15 protein-coding genes are annotated in these 14,676 nt (G+C 67.9%); 6 read left to right on the forward strand and 9 right to left on the reverse strand.

Annotation, left to right across the window (positions count from 1 at the left end):
* Nucleotide 1 precedes the first annotated feature (1 nt).
* Entirely contained in the window at nucleotides 2-508 is a 507-nt protein-coding gene (locus AC1G9L_RS11475; protein ID WP_371182052.1) for a DUF1249 domain-containing protein, read from the reverse strand.
* Between the two features lie 156 nt (nucleotides 509-664).
* The gene (ppsR, locus tag AC1G9L_RS11480) at nucleotides 665-1,486 is read right to left on the reverse strand and encodes a posphoenolpyruvate synthetase regulatory kinase/phosphorylase PpsR (protein ID WP_010342958.1); all 822 of its coding nucleotides are present in this window, start codon (nucleotides 1,484-1,486) and stop codon (nucleotides 665-667) included.
* A 145-nt stretch (nucleotides 1,487-1,631) separates the two neighbouring features.
* On the opposite strand from ppsR, the gene ppsA reads away from it, so the two are divergent.
* Entirely contained in the window at nucleotides 1,632-4,007 is a 2,376-nt protein-coding gene (gene ppsA / locus AC1G9L_RS11485; RefSeq protein WP_019799525.1) for a phosphoenolpyruvate synthase, read from the forward strand.
* Nucleotides 4,008-4,012: 5 nt separating this feature from the next.
* Entirely contained in the window at nucleotides 4,013-4,963 is a 951-nt protein-coding gene (locus AC1G9L_RS11490) for a mechanosensitive ion channel domain-containing protein (protein WP_019799526.1), read from the forward strand.
* Between the two features lie 94 nt (nucleotides 4,964-5,057).
* On the opposite strand, the gene orn is transcribed toward AC1G9L_RS11490, so the two are convergent.
* From orn to mntR, 3 genes are all read right to left on the reverse strand, one after another.
* Nucleotides 5,058-5,630 carry an oligoribonuclease gene (orn, locus tag AC1G9L_RS11495; RefSeq protein ID WP_019799527.1) on the reverse strand — a complete coding sequence of 191 codons (573 nt, stop codon included), beginning with the start codon at nucleotides 5,628-5,630 and terminating at the stop codon, nucleotides 5,058-5,060.
* A 100-nt stretch (nucleotides 5,631-5,730) separates the two neighbouring features.
* Nucleotides 5,731-6,231, reverse strand: a complete 501-nt coding sequence (tadA, locus tag AC1G9L_RS11500) for a tRNA adenosine(34) deaminase TadA (RefSeq protein ID WP_019799528.1) — start codon at nucleotides 6,229-6,231, stop codon at nucleotides 5,731-5,733.
* A complete protein-coding gene (gene mntR, locus AC1G9L_RS11505; protein WP_026143893.1) occupies nucleotides 6,228-6,692 on the reverse strand; it encodes a manganese-binding transcriptional regulator MntR in 465 nt (154 codons plus the stop codon). The genes tadA and mntR overlap by 4 nt, the downstream gene beginning before the upstream one ends.
* A gap of 227 nt (nucleotides 6,693-6,919) precedes the next feature.
* Here mntR and AC1G9L_RS11510 point away from each other — a divergent pair, with 227 nt between their 5' ends.
* A complete protein-coding gene (locus AC1G9L_RS11510; protein WP_019799529.1) occupies nucleotides 6,920-8,191 on the forward strand; it encodes an Nramp family divalent metal transporter in 1,272 nt (423 codons plus the stop codon).
* A 251-nt stretch (nucleotides 8,192-8,442) separates the two neighbouring features.
* Here AC1G9L_RS11510 and AC1G9L_RS11515 read toward each other — a convergent pair whose 3' ends face one another.
* A complete protein-coding gene (locus AC1G9L_RS11515) occupies nucleotides 8,443-8,895 on the reverse strand; it encodes a VOC family protein (RefSeq protein WP_019799530.1) in 453 nt (150 codons plus the stop codon).
* A gap of 82 nt (nucleotides 8,896-8,977) precedes the next feature.
* Nucleotides 8,978-9,808 carry a helix-turn-helix domain-containing protein gene (locus tag AC1G9L_RS11520; RefSeq protein WP_481069113.1) on the reverse strand — a complete coding sequence of 277 codons (831 nt, stop codon included), beginning with the start codon at nucleotides 9,806-9,808 and terminating at the stop codon, nucleotides 8,978-8,980.
* A gap of 391 nt (nucleotides 9,809-10,199) precedes the next feature.
* On the opposite strand from AC1G9L_RS11520, the gene AC1G9L_RS11525 reads away from it, so the two are divergent.
* Nucleotides 10,200-11,714, forward strand: a complete 1,515-nt coding sequence (locus AC1G9L_RS11525) for an MASE1 domain-containing protein (RefSeq protein WP_019799532.1) — start codon at nucleotides 10,200-10,202, stop codon at nucleotides 11,712-11,714.
* Here AC1G9L_RS11525 and AC1G9L_RS11530 read toward each other — a convergent pair.
* Nucleotides 11,698-12,123 carry a hypothetical protein gene (locus tag AC1G9L_RS11530; RefSeq protein ID WP_019799533.1) on the reverse strand — a complete coding sequence of 142 codons (426 nt, stop codon included), beginning with the start codon at nucleotides 12,121-12,123 and terminating at the stop codon, nucleotides 11,698-11,700. The two genes, AC1G9L_RS11525 and AC1G9L_RS11530, sit on opposite strands and share 17 nt — an antisense overlap.
* Nucleotides 12,124-12,383: 260 nt before the next feature.
* Here AC1G9L_RS11530 and AC1G9L_RS11535 point away from each other — a divergent pair, with 260 nt between their 5' ends.
* Entirely contained in the window at nucleotides 12,384-12,827 is a 444-nt protein-coding gene (locus AC1G9L_RS11535; RefSeq protein WP_019799534.1) for an Rrf2 family transcriptional regulator, read from the forward strand.
* A 2-nt stretch (nucleotides 12,828-12,829) separates the two neighbouring features.
* On the forward strand, nucleotides 12,830-13,738 hold the full coding sequence (locus AC1G9L_RS11540; RefSeq protein ID WP_019799535.1) for an FAD-dependent oxidoreductase: 909 nt from the start codon (nucleotides 12,830-12,832) through the stop codon (nucleotides 13,736-13,738).
* Between the two features lie 155 nt (nucleotides 13,739-13,893).
* Here the strand turns inward: AC1G9L_RS11540 and AC1G9L_RS11545 are convergent, their stop codons facing one another.
* Nucleotides 13,894-14,673 (reverse strand): glycine betaine ABC transporter substrate-binding protein, encoded by a 780-nt coding sequence (locus tag AC1G9L_RS11545; protein ID WP_019799536.1) that lies wholly within the window; start codon nucleotides 14,671-14,673, stop codon nucleotides 13,894-13,896.
* Nucleotides 14,674-14,676 lie beyond the last annotated feature (3 nt).

Below are 14,676 nucleotides of genomic sequence, written 5' to 3' on the forward strand. Positions count from 1 at the left end.
GCTAGACGGCGGGCGTCGCCGCGTCCTGCGCCGCGCGCGGCAGCGGCGGCGCCGACCGCAACGTGGCCACGCCGTGGCCGCGCTCGGCCAGGTATTCCAGCCATTTGCCGAGGAAGGTGTTCATGCGCATGCGGTGGCTGATCAGTTCCGCCGGCGGCGGGTACAGCCCCATCACGTCCTGCCAGCGGCGGCCGACATAGCAATGCGTGGTCTCGGCCTGGCGCGCATCCAGGTACAGGCGCACGTAGGCCGAGGGGTCCGGCTCGCCGGTCAGCGGATCGCACAGGTCGTAGGTCAGGCGCAGCTCGACGGTGTAGCGGTGGCGTTCGATCACGTCCAGACGTAGGTCCAGCCCGTCGCCGATGCTGGACACATAACTGCCGGCGGCCAGGTCGGCCGGCACGAACAGGCGGTTCAGGTGCAGATAGTTCTCGGCGTACAGCCCCATCAGCCAGCCGAAACGGCTGAGCCGGGGGATGCGTTCGCTGCGGGTCAGGGCGTGCTGCATGGGCCGATCCTACACGCTGCATCGCGCCGGCGGCAGCATTGACGGATCGGCGTCAGCGGCCTACCTTGGAGATCCATGCGGCGAAGTGCGGAAATTCCATCGCTGCCAGGAGCGGCCCCGCCCCGACCGGCGCAGACCCGCCCGCAACCACCCTGATCAGAACATCTCGCGCTGCAGCCCCAGCGTCGCGAGCACCTTGCTGGAAATCTCCTCGATCGAGGTATGCGTGGTGCTCAAGGTGGGAATGCGCTCCATGCGGAACATGGTTTCGGCCGCCGCCACTTCGCGCCGGCAGGTTTCGGCATTGGAGTACCGCGAATTCGGCCGCCGCTCCTGGCGGATCTGCTGCAGCCGCTCGGGATCGATGGTCAGCCCGAACAGCTTGTTGCGGTAGGCGCGCAGCCGCGGCGGCAGTCGATCGCTCTCCAGGTCCTCATCGGTCAGCGGATAGTTGGCCGCACGCACGCCGTAATGCAGCGCCAGATAGATGCAGGTCGGCGTCTTGCCCGCGCGCGACACCGCGACCAGGATCACATCGGCTTCGTCGTAGGTGAGCGCGATGCCGTCGTCGTGCGCCAGCGCGAAGTTCATCGCGTTGATGCGGCGGTGATAGGTCTCGAAATCGACCAGACCGTGCGCCTGTCCCACGCGCGAGTGCCGCGGCGCGTTCAACTCGCGCTCCAGCGGCTCGATGAAGGGCGCGAACACGTCGAGCATCAGCGCCCCGCTCTCGGCCAGCAGCATGCTCAGTTGCGGGTCGACGCAGGAGTTGACCACGATCGGCCGGACCTGATAGCGCTCGCCCGCGGCATGGATGCGCTGCGCGGCATCGCGGGCTTTTTCCGGATCGTCGACGAACGACATGCGGTCGGTGACGAAGCTGAAACCGCTGAACTGGGTGAGCAGGCTATGCCCAATGGTTTCAGCGGTGATACCGGTTCCATCGGACACGTAGAACACCGGTCTGATCGTCGACATTGCCTGCATTCTCCTGGCTGAAACCCAACGGATGCGCCCGCTTCGCTTGTGCCGGCTCGGGTGCGCACTGCATCATATCGGCTTCTTCCCTCACGGACGCGGCCATTCAGCCCGCCTCGGGCGATGGCCTAACGGAGCATCGCGCTTGAACGAGAACATCCTGTGGTTGCATGAGCTGCGCCTGGCCGACCTGGCTCGCGTCGGTGGCAAGAATTCCTCCCTCGGCGAAATGATCGGCAATCTGGCGGGGCTCGGCGTGTCCGTGCCGGGCGGCTTCGCCACCACCGCCGAAGCGTTCAAGGCCTTCGTCGCCCACAACGATCTGTACCAGCGCATCTTCGACAAGCTGGCCACGCTGGACGTGGAAGACGTGGGCGCGCTGACCGCCGCCGGCAAGGAAATCCGCGGATGGGTGATCGACGCGCCGCTGCAGCCGGAGCTGGACCAGGCGATCCGCGACGCCTACGCGCAACTGTGCAACGAGAACGGCGGCGGTGAAGTCGCGGTCGCGGTGCGCTCCTCGGCCACCGCCGAAGACCTGCCCGACGCCAGCTTCGCCGGCCAGCAGGAGACCTTCCTCAACGTGACCGGCGCCGACGACGTGGTGCACAAGGTCAAGGAAGTCTTCGCCAGCCTCTACAACGATCGCGCCATCGCCTACCGCGTACACCACGGCTTCAAGCACGAGGACGTGTTCCTGTCGGCCGGTGTGCAGCTGATGGTGCGCTCGGGCGTCGGCGCCTCCGGCGTGTTGTTCACCCTGGACACCGAGTCCGGTTTCCGCGACGTGGTGTTCGTTACCTCGAGCTTCGGCCTCGGCGAAATGGTCGTGCAGGGCGCGGTCAATCCCGACGAGTTCTATGTCTACAAGCCCACCCTGAAGGCCGGCAAGCCGGCGATCCTGCGCCGCGCGCTGGGCAGCAAGCTGATCCGCATGGTGTATTCGGACGTTCCGGGCGAGCGTGTGCGCATCGAGGACACCCCAGCCGAGCTGCGCAACACCTTCTCGATCAGCGACGAGGACGTGCAGGAACTGGCCAAGCAGGCGCTGGTGATCGAGCATCACTACCAGCGGCCGATGGACATCGAATGGGCGAAGGACGGCGTCAGCGGCAAGCTGTTCATCGTGCAGGCGCGCCCGGAGACGGTGAAGTCGCGCGGCCATGCGACCCAGATCGAACGCTTCGCGCTGCAGCAGCGCGGCGAGGTGATCGCCGAAGGCCGTGCCATCGGCCAGAAGATCGGCGCCGGCGTCGCCCGTGTGGTGCGCAGCCTGGAGGACATGAACCGGGTGCAGCCCGGCGACGTGCTGGTCGCGGACATGACCGATCCCGATTGGGAGCCGGTGATGAAGCGCGCCTCGGCGATCGTCACCAATCGCGGCGGCCGCACCTGCCACGCGGCGATCATCGCACGCGAGCTGGGCGTGCCGGCAGTGGTCGGCACCGGCAACGCGATGGAGCTGGTCGAGGACGGCAAGGAAGTGACGGTCAGCTGCGCCGAAGGCGACACCGGCTACATCTATGGCGAGCGCCTGCCGTTCGAGCGCACCACCACGGACCTGGGCAACATGCCGCCGGCGCCGCTGAAGATCATGATGAACGTGGCCAACCCGGAGCGGGCGTTCGACTTCGGCCAGTTGCCCAACGCCGGCATCGGTCTGGCGCGCCTGGAGATGATCATCGCCGCGCACATCGGCATCCATCCCAACGCACTGCTGGAGTACGCCAAGCAGGACGCGGCGACCAAGAAGAAGATCGACGAGAAGATCGCCGGTTATGCCGACCCGGTGAGCTTCTACGTCAACCGCCTGGCCGAAGGCATCGCCACGCTGACCGCGTCGGTGGCGCCGCACCCGGTGATCGTGCGTCTGTCGGACTTCAAGTCCAACGAGTACGCCAACCTGATCGGCGGCAGCAACTACGAGCCGCACGAAGAGAATCCGATGATCGGCTTCCGCGGCGCCAGCCGCTACGTCGATTCGAGCTTCGCCGCCGCGTTCGCGCTGGAATGCAAGGCCGTGCTCAAGGTGCGCAACGAGATGGGCCTGGACAACATGTGGGTCATGATCCCGTTCGTGCGCACCCTCGAGGAAGGCCGCAAGGTCGTCGAGGTGCTGGCCAGCAACGGCCTGCGCCAGGGCGAGAACGGCCTGAAGATCATCATGATGTGCGAGGTGCCGTCGAACGCGCTGCTGGCCGAGGAATTCCTGGAGATCTTCGACGGCTTCTCGATCGGCTCCAACGATCTCACCCAGCTCACCCTGGGCCTGGACCGCGATTCCTCGATCGTGGCGCACCTGTTCGACGAGCGCAATCCAGCGGTCAAGAAGATGCTGTCGATGGCGATCAAGGCCGCGCGCGCCAAGGGCAAGTACGTGGGCATCTGCGGCCAGGGTCCGTCGGATCACCCGGACCTGGCGGAGTGGCTGATGCAGGAAGGCATCGAGTCGGTGTCGCTGAACCCGGACACCGTGGTCGACACCTGGCTGCGCCTGGCCAAGCTCAAGAGCAAGGGGTGATGCCGATGCAGTCGTGGCTGACGGCACTGACGGCGGCCACGACCGCTGCGCCGGCGACGCGGACGGCGCGCCCGTTCGACTGGCGGACCCTGGATTGGGCGCAGTACGCGCTCAACTGGGGCGTGGCGATCCTGATCGTGGTGGTCGGGATGTGGATCGCCAAGCGCCTGAGCATGTGGCTGCAGCGCGCCCTGCTGCGCGCACGGGTGGAAACCACCCTCAGCAACTTCCTGCGCAACGTCGCCTATGCGTTGATGCTGGTGCTCGTGCTGGTCACTGCGCTGCAGAAGATCGGCGTGCCGCCGACCTCGCTGTTCGCCGTGCTCGGCGCCGCTGGCCTGGCGGTGGGCCTGGCGCTGAAGGACTCGCTGTCCAACATCGCCTCCGGGGTCATGCTGATCGTGCTGCGGCCGATGCGCGACGGCGACCACGTGGTGGTGGCCGGTCAGGAAGGCGTGGTCGACGAGATCCGGATCTTCCAGACCCGCATCCGCACCTTCGACGAGCGCATGGTGACCCTGCCCAACAGCACCATCACCACCGCGCCGATCGTCAACTACAGCACACTGCCCAACCGGCGCCTGGAGATCACCGTCGGCGTCGGCTACGGCGACGACCTGAAGAAGGCGCAGGAGCTATTGCTGAAGATCGCCCAGGACAACCCGAACATCCTGAAGACGCCCGCCCCGTTCGTGCAGGTCACCAACCTGGGCGAGAGCACGGTGGACCTGATGCTGTTCGGCTACGCCAAGAACGGCGATTTCGGCGCGGCCAAGAGCAGCACACTGGAGCAGATCCGCAACCAGTTGCTGGAGAACGGGCTCAGCATTCCGTATCCGCAGCGCGACCTGCACGTGTACCACCACGATGCCGACGGCCGCCCGATCGCCGAGCTGCTGACCAAGGGCGTGACCGACGACGGCGAGACCAAGCCGGGACCGCCGCTGGCGCGCTGAGCGGCGGCGTCAACACCTGCCTTTATGGCACGCGCCCGACGATTGTCGGGCGCCATTCCGCATTCGCGCCTGACAAAGCGCCGCGGACGACGGATCAGCCCTCGCCCTGCCCGCCCAGCCTGCCCATGAACGGGCGGTAGTAGCGCAGTTCGTCGATGGAATCGTGCACGTCGCTGAGCGCGGTGTGCGATGAGGTCTTGGTCAGCCCGGCCGACACCGCCGGCGCCCAGCGCCGCGCCAGTTCCTTCAGCGTCGACACGTCCAGGTTGCGGTAGTGGAAGAAGCGCTCCAGCCGCGGCATCTGCCGGTGCAGGAAGCGCCGGTCCTGGCAGATCGAGTTGCCGCACATCGGCGAGGTGCCGGGCTTGCACCACTGGGTCAGGAACGCCATGGTCTCGGCCTCGGCCCCGGCCAGGGTGACCTGGCTGTCGAGCACGCGCTGCCACAGGCCGGAATGGCGGTGCTGGTTGCGGTTCCACTCGTCCATCGCCTCCAGCGTCTGCAGCGGATGGGCGATGGCGAACTCCGGGCCCTCGGCCAGCACGTTGAGTTGCCCGTCGGTCACCACCGTGGCGATTTCGATGATCGAATCGCGATCGGTATCCAAGCCGGTCATTTCCAGATCGATCCAGATCAGCCGATCGTTCGCCACGTGCGCTTGCGCCATATCACCGTCCTGTCGTTCGCGGCGGCGGGGCCGGCGCGGAAGTGTCGTATCAGGCTTCAATGATACCGCGCGGCCTGCGCAACCGGCAGGGGCTTGCCGCTCACGCGCCCAGCGGCGGCTTGCCGCGCTTGGCGCGGAAGTAATTGGTCAGGCGCGTGCTGGCCTCCGCCGCCAGCACCCCGCCGCGGACCTGCACGCGGTGGTTATGGCGCGGATCGACGAGCAGGTCGAACACACTGCCGCAGGCACCGGTCTTGGGATCGGTCGCGGCGTAGACCAGTTCCGCCACCCGCGCGTGCACCACCGCCATCGCGCACATCGCGCACGGCTCCAGGGTCACGTACAGGCGGCTGCCGACCAGGCGATGATTGCCGAGCCGGCGACCGGCCTGGCGCAGCGCGACGATCTCCGCATGCGCGCTGGGATCGTGTTCGGCGATGTTGAGGTTCCAGCCCTCGCCCAATACCGCATCGTCTGCAGAGACCAGCACCGCACCGACCGGGATCTCGTCGAATTCGCGTTCGGCGCGCTCGGCCAGGGCCAGCGCGTGGCGCATCCAGTGCGCGTCGCGCGCCCGGTGCGCGTCGTCGCCCGCGCTCATCGCGACGCGCCGTGCTTGCGCACGAACTCGGCGAACACCGCCAGCGTCGCCTCGCTGACGTGGTGTTCGATGCCCTCGGCATCGCGGCGTGCGGTGTCCGCGTCGATGCCCAGGGCCAGCAGGAACTGCTCCACGGTCTGGTGGCGCTGCCGGCTGGCCGCGGCCAGCGCCTCGCCCTCGGCGGTCAGGAACACGCCGCGATACGGACGCTGCACCACCCAGCCGCCCTTGACCAGACGTTTGAGCATCTTGGCCACGGTCGGCTGGGCCACGCCCAGGCGCGCGGCGATATCCACCTGCCGCGCTTCGCCGCCGTCGGCGAGCAGGTCGGAAATCAGCTCCACATAGTCCTCGATCAGCTCCAGGCGGTGCGCCTCGCGCACCTGGCGGAAGCTTTCGACCTGCACTTCGGCGTCGAGCAGCACCGCCGGCGGCGCCATCGACTTCCCGCTTTTCTGCATCGCAACGCCCTTGTCCTGTGCCGGCGCCCGCCGGCCACCTGCCTATTCTGGCCGAAATCCGGGCTATCGCAGCGATTTGAATTGCCAATGCTAATCCATATAGCATCTGCTATATACTCGTTCGCACCCCGCCCCACGCTGTCGTCGCCATGGCCGCCCCCCTGCCCCTGCCGAGTTCCGCTGCCGAACACGCCAGCCATGGCGAGGCGCGCCCCAGCCTGGGGGCGATGAACGCGAGCGTCGCCGTGCCGCGCACCGGCCTGGGCTGGCGCCGCTTCCTGGCCTTCCTGGGGCCCGGCTACATGGTCTCGGTGGGCTACATGGATCCGGGCAACTGGGCGACCGACATCGCCGGCGGCTCGCACTTCGGCTACCTGCTGCTGTCGGTGATCCTGCTCTCCAACCTGATGGCGATCGTGCTGCAGGGGCTGGCCGCGCGCCTGGGCATCGCCACCGGCCTGGATCTGGCCCAGGCCTGCCGCGCGCACTATTCCAAGCCGGTGAACTTCCTGCTGTGGCTGGCCTGCGAGGCCGCCATCGTCGCCTGCGACCTGGCCGAGGTGATCGGCACCGCGATCGCGCTGAAGCTGCTGTTCGGCATCCCGCTCACCGCCGGCGCGATCATTACGTCGATCGACGCGCTGCTTGTGCTGTTCCTGATGCGCCGCGGCTTCCGCGCGCTGGAAGCATTCGTGATCGCCCTGCTGACGGTGATCTTCGCCTGCTTCCTGGTGCAGATCGTGCTGGCCGCGCCACCGCTGCGCGAGGTGCTGGCCGGCTTCATCCCGCGCGCGCAGGTGGTGACCGACCCAGCCGCGCTGTACCTGGCGATCGGCATCATCGGCGCGACGGTGATGCCGCACAACCTATATCTGCATTCGTCGATCGTGCAGACCCGCGCCTACGAGCGCACCGACCAGGGCCGCCGCTCGGCGCTGCGCTGGGCGCTGGCCGACAGCACCATCGCGCTGAGCCTGGCGCTGTTCGTCAACGCCGCGATCCTGATCCTGGCCGCCGCGGTGTTCCATGCGCATGGCCGCACCGACGTGGAGGAAATCGAACAGGCCCACGAACTGCTGGCGCCGATGCTCGGCGTCGGCCTGGCCTCGACCCTGTTCGCGGTGGCGCTGCTGGCCTCCGGCATCAACTCCACCGTCACCGCCACCCTGGCCGGGCAGATCGTGATGGAGGGCTTCCTGCACCTGCGCCTGCCGCCGTGGGCGCGGCGCCTGCTGACCCGAGGTCTGGCGATCGTGCCGGTGGTCGCCGTGACCTCGCTGTACGGCGAACAGGGCACCGCCAAGCTGCTGGTGCTGAGCCAGGTGGTGCTGTCGATGCAGTTACCGTTCGCGGTGATTCCGCTAGTGCGCTTCGTCACCGACAAGCAGCGCATGGGCCCGCTGGTGGTGCGGCGCGGCCTGGCCTGGCTGGCCTGGGCGATCGCCGCGCTGATCGTGGTGCTGAACCTGAAGCTGCTGGCGGATACCGTGTTGCAGTGAGCGATAGGCCGGGCGCGCGCCCGAGGTTGACGGTCCTGTGCTGCCGGCAGCGGCACCACGTACGCCTCCAATTCCGCCATCCGCCCATCGCGAAATCGCCAGACGTCGCAATAGGAAAACAGCGACGTCCCGGCGTCGCCGGTAGCGAGCGCGATCTGGCCGATGGCCACGACGTGGTCCTCGCGATGATGAACTTGCTGACGTCGAACTGCGACGGCTGCTGGTAGGCCTCGCCGCCATCAGCTCCCTGCTCAGGGTGTCGGCGCCTTCGCGAACAGCGCCGTATAGCGCCGCTGCATCTCCTCCGGCGTCACCGACTCGATCGCGTGGCCGATCAGCCAGCGGTGGCCGAAGGGATCGCGCACGGTGCCGGAGCGTTCGCCGTAGAAGTGGTCCTGCATGCCGCGCTCGAGCGTGGCGCCCGCGGCGACCGCGCGGGCGACCAACGCGTCGGCATCGTCCACATGCAGGTGCAGCGTGACCGGCGTGGCACCGAGGTGTTCCGGGCTGCGCACGCCCATGTCCGGATACTCCTCCGACAACATCAGCGTATGGCCGTCGAGATCCACTTCGGCATGGCCGATGCGCCCGTCCGGCTCGGTGAGGCGGAACAGTTCGCGTGCGCCAAACGCTTGGGCGTAGAACGCCATTGCGGCGGCTGCGTCGCGCACGCACTGGTAGGCATAGAGCTCGTGGATCGCCATGTCGAGGCCTCGTGTGGTGACAGGCCATTAGTGTGCCGCGGCGCATGCACAGCGTCTTGCAAGGATTTGACCTGCACCCCGCTCAGCGCGGCACGTGCCGTGGTGCGGCCGGGTCGGCCATCCGCCGCCAGGCGGACGGCGTCACCCCGGCCACGCTGCGAAAGATATTGGCCAGATGCGCCTGGTCGGCGAAGCCACTGGCGGCGGCGATCCCGGCCCAGTCCCGCGATCGGTCGCAGGCAAGTTCCAGCGCATGCGAGAACCGTTGCAGCCGTAGCCAGGCGTTCGGCGCGAGACCGGTGGCCTGCCGGAACATGGCGATGCAATGCCGATGGCTGAGCCCGCTGGCGCGCACCATTGTCTCCACGCGCAACCCTGGATGCCAGGCGCACGCAAACATCCTTTCCAGCGCTGGATGCAGCATCGGTGGCCGGCCACGAGCACGCGCAGTCAACCAATGTTCGAATACCGCCAGCCGCGCTGGCGCATCGATGCACACCTGCAGCCGTTCCAGCAGCGCATCGACCTCGCCAGCGGACAGCAACAGCTCCAGCGGCGTGTGATGCCCGGCCAACGCGGATTCGGGCACGCCAAGCAGCACGCCGGTGGCGCCGGGACGCAACATCGCACCGACCGAGACGGCGGGCTGCGCGACATCGCGCACGTGATACGCCGTGCGCACCCCGCCCACCACCGCATGGCCCAGGCGATGGCCATGCAGGTCAGCGGCGTGGTCGAACACCTGCAACGGAGCGCCGCCGACCCGAACAGCGAGATGCGTGGCGCCAGTCGGCAGCACATGCTCGCGCACGGGCGCCCGTTCGGCTGCCGACATCGGTGCTGGATCGTACGCCCACACCGATGTCACCAGGCCGCGCAATGCCGGAACCGGAGGCCGATGCACGGAAGCCATGGCGCGATGCTACGCCTTCCCCGCTTACAAACGTAGACCATCCAACGTTGTGACCGGCCGTCCTGAACACGATGCGGGCGCGGCCGCACACGCCAGGCCGTTTCCCTCGCCGATCGAAACGATGTCACGCCGCCTGAAGGTATCGACAGCACGCTTCGCTGCAAGGTTTCGCGCGGGCCTTGCGGTCACGGGATCGAACGCCGGGTGTCGGAGCGAAGCGTCAGCGTTGTTACCGCTAACGCGAATGCACAGCCAGGAAAAACCAACAGGTATGCGTCTGCATCCGTCGATCACTGCGATGCGTCTCACACTGTCGCGTCCGCCGCCAACTGTCTACCTTCGACAGCGAGCTGGCTTATACAGTAGCGGCAACACACCACGGATGGCGGGGATGGCCGCGGGACGAGATATCGCCAAAGGCGCTCTACTGAGCGCGGCCTACTGCAGCGCCTTCCTGCTGGCCTGGCGCTGCTCCGTGGACCAGTGGTATCTGCCGGCAGGCGTGCGCGTCGCCAGCCTGTTGTTCCTGCCCGCACGGCGCTGGCCGTGGTTGCTGGCCGGCGAAGCCGCCGCGTTGCTGACGCTGCGCATTCCGATGAGCGAGGCCTGGGGCGCAAGCGCCACCTGGGCATATCTGAGTCCGTTCCTGCTGATGCCGGCCGTGTCGCTGCTGCCGGTCGTCGTGCGTCAACGCATTCCGGATCTGGCACGCAACGATCACTGGCTGCTGCCGCTGACACTGGCGACCGCGCTGTGGAGCACGCTGTGCAACATCGCGATCAACACCGCACTTGGCGGGCCGGCAGGGCCCGCGCCACTGGACGTGCTGCTGCGCTACTGGCTTGGCGATTACCTCGGCACGCTGATGTTCGTGCTGCCGGCGTTGCTGTGGTTGCGCCGCGACGAGCCCGCGCAGATGCAGGCCTCGCTGCTGCGCGAGGGGCTGGCGTCGATCGGCGTGGTCGTGGCGCTGTCGGCATCGATCGCCCTGGCCGGCGACGCGCTGCTGCGGCAACTGCTGATGGTCCTGCTGGTGATCCCGGCGATCGTGCTGACGCTGCGACATGGGTGGCGGGGCGCGGCGCTCGGCGTGGTCCTGGCGAACGTCGCCGTGGCGCTGTCCATGCCCAGGGTCGTGGCACCCGGCATGCACGACGCCGACGCGTTCGTGGTGCAGATCCTGCTTGCTGCCACGGCCACGATGATGTTCGCGTTCGGATCGCGCATCTCCGCGGCCTATCGGCACATGCGCGACGACGGACGCCTGCGCGAGCAGGCGCTGGCCTTCGCGCAGGCCGGCTATCTGTCGGCCGAACGCACGCTGCGCCGGCGCGTGGTCGACTACACCGACCTCAGCACCCAGATCAACAAGCTGCGTCGCGACGTGGTGGAGGACCTGCGCGCGCGCGGCCATTACGCCGCCGCCATGCAGATGACCCGCACCGGCGTGATCCAGGCGCAGTTGCTGGACGAGTACGTCACTGCACTGTATCCGCTCGGCATCGAGACGCATGGGCTGTACCCCACCCTGCGCTCGCCGACCTTCGCCAACCTGTGCGGGACGGAGTTCCGCTGCCGCCTGCATTGCGATCCGCGGCGGCTGTCGCTGGGCCTGCAACTGGTGGCCTATCGCTGCATCCTCGACGCGATCGAGACGCTGCCCGTGGCCCACACCCATCTGCTGCAGGCGCGCGTATGGCGTGCCAGAGGGCGGCAGGGCATCGCCATCCGCATCACCGCCGATGCCGCGATGCTGAGCGCCTTGCGGCGCCGCCCGGAGGCGCCGGAGCGCGAGCTGGCGGTCCGCCTGCAGGCGCATGGCGGCACCTGCCGGCGCCGCCATGCGTTGAGCTTCAGCTTCCTGGTGTCCGAAAGCCAGGCCGCCGGCCTCACTCCACCGCGGTGATCTCCCAGGCGTCGCCGCTGGCATCCTCGCGCAGCCGCACCACCACATCCGCTGTCCGATAGATCACGCGACCCGGCATCGCCGGCGATGCCGTCAGCGAGACCCGCGCCACGTCGCTGCCCATCGGCAGCACCCACAGGGTCTTGCCGATGCGGCCGACCGCGGCACGCACCACACCGCTGGCGTCGTTGATCTGCAGGTAGTTCACGCCATCGCGCGAGAACGCGTAGACGCGCCAGGCCGAGTCCGTGGCCAGATTCAGCGCCTTGGGCACGCTTTCGCCGAGTCCCTTGCCCACCACCCCATGCCCGCCAGAGGGACAGCAGGACTGTGCCTGCGCCTGAAAGGACAGCGCCAGCCCAGCTGCCGCCATGATCGCCAAGCCCTTCGCCTTCGTCTTCGTCTTCATTCCATGTTCCTTTCCCATCCGGGGAATTCCGCCTGCATCTCAGGCTGGATCAAGGTACGTGGTCCGAGGCGTGAAGCGGTCGACAAACAGCGCCGCGGCCATGGCGCCCGACAAGGTCGTTACCTGTCCACGATGAACAAACGCCCGGCCGCCGACAGCAGCGCATCCGCAATCAAAGCGAATCCGGTTGCACGCGATCGACCACGCCGGAATGCAGGTCGTGCTTGACCCGCCACGCATTTCGAAACATCATTAGTTACATGAAACGCGACAGCCGCCTGTCCTCCGTCCTGCATGCTTTGCTGCACATGGCCGAGCACGAGGGCCCCATGACCTCCGACGCCCTGGCCCAGTGCCTGGGCACCAACCCCGTCGTGGTCCGGCGCACGATGGGGTACCTGCGCGAAGCCGGCATCGTGACCTCGGACCGCGGGCACGCCGGCGGGTGGCGCATCCATGCCGACCTGGCCGCGGTCACTCTGCGCCAGTTGCACGAGGCACTGGGCGAACCGGCCCTGTTCGCCATCGGCAATCGCCACGAATCCCCGGCGTGCCTGGTGGAGCAAGCGGTGAATGCCGCACTGGAAAGCACGTTCGCAGAAGCCGAGGCGTTGCTGTTGAAGCGGTTTTCGGAGATCACCCTTGCCGACCTGGCCGCCGACTTCGCGCGCCGGCATGCGGCGGCACGACGCACGAGGAATTGAGCATGCATTACGAAACCATCGTCATCGGCGGCAGCTATGCGGGCATGGCCGCCGCCCTGCAATTGCTGCGGGCACGCCGCTCCGTGCTGGTGATCGACGCGGGTCAGCGCCGCAATCGCACGGCCCGCCATGCACATGGCTTCCTCGGCCAGGACGGCGTGCCGCCGGACGCCATCGCGGCGACCGCGCGCCAGCAACTCGACGCCTATCCGACGCTGGCCTGGCTCGACGCCCACGCACTGACCGTCACCGGCTCCCTGGACGCCTTCACGGTGACCACCTCCGATGGCGGCACTCACCAGGGACGTCGCATCCTGCTGGCCACTGGCGTCGCCGACCGGCTTCCGGCCGTCGACGGTCTTGCCGAACGCTGGGGCACGGCGGTCTTCCACTGCCCGTACTGCCACGGCTACGAGCTGGACCAGGGTCGCATCGGCATCGTCGGCGCCGGCCCGCTGTCCGCGCACCAGGCCGAACTGCTCACCGAATGGGGCGATGTGACCTTGCTCGTCAACGGCGCGCTGCACCTGGACGAAGCGGCCAGGGCTCGCCTGACCGGCCGCGGCGTGGCGATCGAGGAGGCGCCCATCGACAGGATCGACGGGCATGCCGACGTGGTCCTGGCCGACGGTCGCCGGCTGACCTTCGCCGGCCTTTTCACGGCCCCGCGCACCGTCCCGTCCGGCTCCCTCGCCGAAGCCATGGGCTGCCAGCTGGAAGAGACGCCGATGGGCCTCCAGGTCCGCATCGACGCCGAGCACAGGACCTCGGTGGCCGGCGTCTTCGCCTGCGGCGACCTGGCGAAAGCGCCGCATTCGCTGTCACTGGCCGTGGGCAGCGGCGCCATGGCCGGCGCGCAGCTTCACCGTTCGCTGGTCTGGCCGGAGAGCTTCGCCGCGCCGCCAGCATAAGCGCGCACAGGATGACGTCCTCTCGGATTCCGCGGCCGTAGCGTGCGACGTGCATCAAGGTCTGCGGCCGAAGCCGCGGTGCATGTCTTGAGACGCAGACTTTCGCGCTGGCACCGGTCCCGAACCCGCTCACCTGGCGCGGCGACAGGGCATCGCTAGTTCGTGGCCTGCGACCAACGACGCGCGGCCTCCAGCGGATCCATCCGTTCGCGCGAGACGAGATCATCCAGCCGCGACACCGCTTCGTTGCCCAGATACGTGTTACGCAACGCGGCCGCTGCCTCTTCCGGCAACCGGTGCATCACCTCGTGGCGCACGAGCAGCGTCGCCTCGTCGGCGCCGCCCATCACTCCCAGCGGATCCTGCAGTGGCCGGATCGCGTATGTCTCATGCAGGAACTGCGGCTTCCACAACGGCACCACGACCCAATGGCCGTGCTGCACCGCATGTTCGTACGCCGCCACGCAGTCGTCCAGTGTGCCGTTCTCGAAGTGATAACCGGCCTCTGCAAGGCCATACTGCGTCATCGCCGCGCGCGAGAACCGGCTGATGCCCGCGCCCGCGCCGATGCCCTGGATGCGCTTGTGCATGCGTGCAGCCACCTCCGGCTTGCGCAGCTCCTCGATCGAGGACACCAGGGCCTGCGGCACGTAGTCCGGCACGCCCCAGTACGCATAGGGGCGGTAGAGGACGGCGACCTTCTCGAACCTGCTCGCCATCGGAGCGAAATAGACGCCGTGGCTGTCGGGCAGCCATGCGCTGCACAGCATGTCGGCCGCGCCCGCGTGCAGTTGTGCGAAGGCCTGCGCGTGCGGGGCGAGCGTTTCCGTCACGTCCACGCCATGGCGGGCAAGAACGGACCGGATCACACCGGAGGCCGCACGATGAAACGAGAGATCGATCGTCAGCAGACGAACCTGCAGGGTCTGGGCCATGGA

The organism is Xanthomonas sp. NCPPB 1132, assembly GCF_056629235.1.

Excerpts from the sequence above, each read along its gene's own strand:
- AC1G9L_RS11475 (WP_371182052.1), bottom strand. The coding sequence starts at position 508 with ATGCAGCACGCCCTGACCCGCAGCGAACGCATCCCCCGGCTCAGCCGT.
- ppsR (WP_010342958.1), bottom strand. The coding sequence starts at position 1,486 with ATGTCGACGATCAGACCGGTGTTCTACGTGTCCGATGGAACCGGTATC.
- AC1G9L_RS11490 (WP_019799526.1), top strand. The coding sequence starts at position 4,013 with ATGCAGTCGTGGCTGACGGCACTGACGGCGGCCACGACCGCTGCGCCG.
- orn (WP_019799527.1), bottom strand. The coding sequence starts at position 5,630 with ATGGCGCAAGCGCACGTGGCGAACGATCGGCTGATCTGGATCGATCTG.
- tadA (WP_019799528.1), bottom strand. The coding sequence starts at position 6,231 with ATGAGCGCGGGCGACGACGCGCACCGGGCGCGCGACGCGCACTGGATG.
- mntR (WP_026143893.1), bottom strand. The coding sequence starts at position 6,692 with ATGCAGAAAAGCGGGAAGTCGATGGCGCCGCCGGCGGTGCTGCTCGAC.
- AC1G9L_RS11510 (WP_019799529.1), top strand. The coding sequence starts at position 6,920 with ATGAACGCGAGCGTCGCCGTGCCGCGCACCGGCCTGGGCTGGCGCCGC.
- AC1G9L_RS11515 (WP_019799530.1), bottom strand. The coding sequence starts at position 8,895 with ATGGCGATCCACGAGCTCTATGCCTACCAGTGCGTGCGCGACGCAGCC.
- AC1G9L_RS11520 (WP_481069113.1), bottom strand. The coding sequence starts at position 9,808 with ATGGCTTCCGTGCATCGGCCTCCGGTTCCGGCATTGCGCGGCCTGGTG.
- AC1G9L_RS11525 (WP_019799532.1), top strand. The coding sequence starts at position 10,200 with ATGGCCGCGGGACGAGATATCGCCAAAGGCGCTCTACTGAGCGCGGCC.
- AC1G9L_RS11530 (WP_019799533.1), bottom strand. The coding sequence starts at position 12,123 with ATGAAGACGAAGACGAAGGCGAAGGGCTTGGCGATCATGGCGGCAGCT.
- AC1G9L_RS11535 (WP_019799534.1), top strand. The coding sequence starts at position 12,384 with ATGAAACGCGACAGCCGCCTGTCCTCCGTCCTGCATGCTTTGCTGCAC.
- AC1G9L_RS11540 (WP_019799535.1), top strand. The coding sequence starts at position 12,830 with ATGCATTACGAAACCATCGTCATCGGCGGCAGCTATGCGGGCATGGCC.
- AC1G9L_RS11545 (WP_019799536.1), bottom strand. The coding sequence starts at position 14,673 with ATGGCCCAGACCCTGCAGGTTCGTCTGCTGACGATCGATCTCTCGTTT.